This window comes from Mesorhizobium sp. M7A.F.Ca.CA.002.09.1.1, assembly GCF_003998555.1.
Taxonomy (GTDB): Bacteria; Pseudomonadota; Alphaproteobacteria; order Rhizobiales; family Rhizobiaceae; genus Mesorhizobium; species Mesorhizobium ciceri.
In genome coordinates this window covers 1-3454 of record NZ_RZRR01000616.1, presented here as the reverse complement: position 1 = coordinate 3454, position 3454 = coordinate 1, and the positions used below count along the sequence as shown (strand labels likewise).

At 62.7% G+C, this 3454-nt stretch carries 4 protein-coding genes; 3 read left to right on the top strand and 1 reads right to left on the bottom strand.

Annotated elements, in window-relative coordinates; all coding sequences use genetic code 11:
- The first annotated feature begins 46 nt into the window (after positions 1-46).
- From EN994_RS23160 to EN994_RS23150, 3 genes are read left to right on the top strand one after another with little or no spacing between them, the layout of a single operon-like run.
- Complete coding sequence (locus tag EN994_RS23160) at positions 47-925, top strand: ABC transporter permease (protein WP_063168502.1); 879 nt, start codon at positions 47-49, stop codon at positions 923-925.
- Positions 922-2076: an ABC transporter permease gene (locus EN994_RS23155; RefSeq protein ID WP_063168501.1), complete on the top strand. Its 1155-nt coding sequence runs from the start codon at positions 922-924 to the stop codon at positions 2074-2076. The genes EN994_RS23160 and EN994_RS23155 overlap by 4 nt, the downstream gene beginning before the upstream one ends.
- A 40-nt stretch (positions 2077-2116) precedes the next feature.
- Positions 2117-3088 carry an ABC transporter substrate-binding protein gene (locus EN994_RS23150; protein ID WP_013530916.1) on the top strand — a complete coding sequence of 324 codons (972 nt, stop codon included), beginning with the start codon at positions 2117-2119 and terminating at the stop codon, positions 3086-3088.
- 50 nt (positions 3089-3138) lie between these two features.
- On the opposite strand, the gene EN994_RS23145 is transcribed toward EN994_RS23150, so the two are convergent.
- Positions 3139-3454 (bottom strand): Lrp/AsnC family transcriptional regulator (locus tag EN994_RS23145; RefSeq protein WP_164746102.1); only part of this gene is annotated, 316 nt, incomplete at its 5' end.

Sequence of the window (3454 nt, the reverse complement as noted above, 5' to 3'; positions counted from 1 at the left end):
CTCCCCGTTGGGGAGAGGAGGGCGCCAGTCGGCTGAGGCCCGCTAGATGGACACCTTCCGCGACAAGCTCGTTCCCGTCACCTCCATCCTCGTTGGCGTGATCGCGCTCTGGTATGTCTTCGCCGTCATCCTCAACACGCCGTTCCAGCGCGATCTCGATCGTCGCGCGGGTGAAACATCCACGTTCAGCCAACTCATCGGCAAGACGCTGTCGCAGCCGAAGCCGACATTGCCGGCGCCGCACCAGGTGGCGGTGAATTTCTTCGAGAACACCTTCCTGCGGCCCATCACCTCCAACCGCAGCCTGGTCTACAATGCCTGGGTGACGCTTTCGTCGACGCTGCTCGGCTTCGCTTTCGGCACGGCGCTCGGCATCATCATCGCCGTCGGCATTGTCCATGTGGCGACGCTCGACCGCAGCCTGATGCCGTGGATCATCGCCTCGCAGACCATTCCCATCCTGGCTGTGGCGCCGATGATCATCGTCGTGCTGGGGGCGATCGGCATCAGCGGGCTCGTCCCGAAGGCGATGATTTCGACCTATCTGTCGTTCTTCCCGGTGACTGTCGGCATGGTGAAGGGGCTGCGCTCGCCCGAGATCATGCATCTCGACCTGATGCACACCTACAATGCCAGTCGCGCGCAGACCTTCTGGATGTTGCGCGTGCCTGCTTCGGTGCCGTTCCTGTTCACCTCGATGAAGGTGGCGGTGGCGGCAAGCCTGGTCGGCGCCATCGTCGGCGAACTGCCGACAGGCGCTGTCGCCGGCATCGGCGCCAAGCTGCTCGCCGGCGCCTATTATAGCCAGTCCATCGACATCTGGTCGGCGCTGGTCGCCGGTTCGGTGGTGGCAGCCCTTCTGGTCATGGTGGTCGGCATTGCCGGGCGCCTCGTCGACCGCGCTATGGGCGGGAGGCCGGCATGAACTGGCTGAAACCCTCCTGGCAGGCAGTGCTGGCGATCGTGCTGTGCCTGATCGCAGTGGCGCTCGGCCCGATCGCCGCGCCGAAAGTCGATGCACTGGCGCAGCCTGCAGGGACGTTGATATACCCCTATGTGGCGACGACCTGGCTGATTTTCGGCGTGCTGCTTGTCGCCGCTTTGATCTCGGTGACCAGAATACCGTCCATCGTCGAAGCCGTTGTGCTTTTCATCGGCGCGCATCTGGCCGCCTGGCTGCTGATTGGCGGCATCACCGGTTTCGAAGGCCTGGCGCGGACGCCGTACTTCCTGCTTCTCACCGCCGCATGGCTGCTTGGCTGGCGCTGCGTGGCGGTGCTGTCATCATTGCGTCCGTTCGCCAAATGGGCTCGCACCGCGCTGGGCCTGATCATCCCAGCCATCTTCGGCGCCTGGATCCTGATCATCTGGGAAGCGGTGACGCGTGGGGCCGGCATACCCTTCATCCTGCTGCCGCCGCCAAGTGCCATCGGCGCGCGCATCGCCGGTTCGCTGCCGGTGCTCGGCGCCGATGTCCGCCAGACCATCTTCAAGGCGGTCATCTTCGGCTATGTCGTGGGCAGCGGCGCCGGCTTCATCACCGCGGTGCTCGCAGACCGTGTGCCGTTCCTGCGACGCGGCCTGTTGCCGATCGGCAACATGGTCTCGGCGCTGCCGATCATCGGCGTCGCGCCGATCATGGTGATGTGGTTCGGCTTCGACTGGCAGTCCAAGGCGGCGGTGGTCATCATCATGACCTTCTTCCCGATGCTGGTGAACACGGTCGCCGGTCTGGCCGCCTCCGGCCATATGGAGCGCGACCTGATGCGCACCTACGCGTCGGGCTACTGGCCGACGCTCTTGAAGCTTCGGCTGCCGGCAGCAGCTCCCTTCATCTTCAACGCGCTGAAGATCAACTCGACGCTGGCGCTGATCGGCGCCATCGTTGCCGAGTTCTTCGGCACGCCTGTCGTCGGCATGGGCTTCCGCATCTCGACCGAGGTCGGGCGGATGAACATCGACATGGTCTGGGCCGAAATCGCAGTTGCAGCACTTGCGGGTTCGGTCTTTTATGGCGTGGTCGCTCTTGTCGAAAGAGCCGTCACGTTTTGGCATCCCTCTGTCCGTGGTGGATAGGGGCGGTGGGTTTAGGGCACTAACTTCAGAGGGTAACAAAATGAAAAGACTGATTATTCCCGTTCTGGCTGGCGCGATGTCGCTTGCCGCTTTCCAGGCAATGGCCGCCGACAAGGTGACGTTGCAGCTGAAATGGGTCACGCAGGCCCAGTTTGCCGGCTACTATGTCGCCAAGGCCAAGGGTTTCTATGAGGCCGAGGGTCTCGACGTCGACATCAAGCCGGGCGGTCCCGATATCGCGCCCGAGCAGGTGATCGCCGGCGGTGGTGCCGACGTTATCGTCGACTGGATGGGCGGTGCGCTGGCTGCCCGCGAAAAGGGCGTGCCGCTGGTCAACATCGCCCAGCCGTTCAAGAAGGCCGGCATGGAGCTGGTCTGCCCGAAGGACGGCCCGATCAAGACCGAAGCCGACTTCAAAGGTCACACGCTCGGCGTCTGGTTCTTCGGCAACGAGTATCCGTTCTACGCCTGGATGAACAAGCTCGGCCTGAAGACCGAGGGCGGCCCGGACGGCGTCACGGTGCTCAAGCAGAGTTTTGACGTGCAGCCGCTGATCCAGAAGCAGGCGGACTGCATCTCGGTCATGACCTACAACGAATACTGGCAACTGATCGACGCCGGCTACAAGCCGGAACAGCTGACCGTGTTCAACTACTCGGCCATGGGCAACGACCTGCTCGAGGACGGGCTCTATGCGTCCGAAGACAAGCTCAAGGATCCGGCCTTCGAAGACAAGATGGTGCGTTTCGTGCGCGCCTCGATGAAGGGCTGGAAATATGCCATCGACAACAATGACGAAGCCGCAGGCATCGTCATGGACGGCGGCGGCCAGGACGAGAACCACCAGAAGCGCATGATGAGCGAAGTCGCCAAGCTGATCGACAATGCCGACGGCAAGCTTGACCCGGCGACCTACGAGCGCACCGCCAAGGCGCTGCTCGACCAGAAGATCATCACCAAGGAGCCGACCGGCGCCTACACCACCGCCATCACCGACAAAGCGGTCAAGTAAGCCTAGCCGGCAACACATCTATCCAGAAAGCGGCGCCTCCGGCAGAAATGTCAGAGGCGCCGTTCCTTTATGGTGTTCATGACGAAGCTGGTCTCGATCGAGGCGACGCATTTCAGCCGCGCGATCTTTTCCTTGATGAAGCGCTCGTATTGTTCGAGGCTTCCCGTCACCACTTTCAGCACATAGTCGCGCGAACCGGTGACGAGGTGGCATTCCAGCACCTCTTCCCAGCCGCGGATCGCGTCCTCGAACATCACGATCTCGTCTTCGTTCTGGCGGCTGAGCCGGATGGTGGCGATGGCGACCATGCTCCAGCCGAAGGCTGAGGGATCGACCAGCGTGGTGTAGCCTCTGATGACCCCGGTC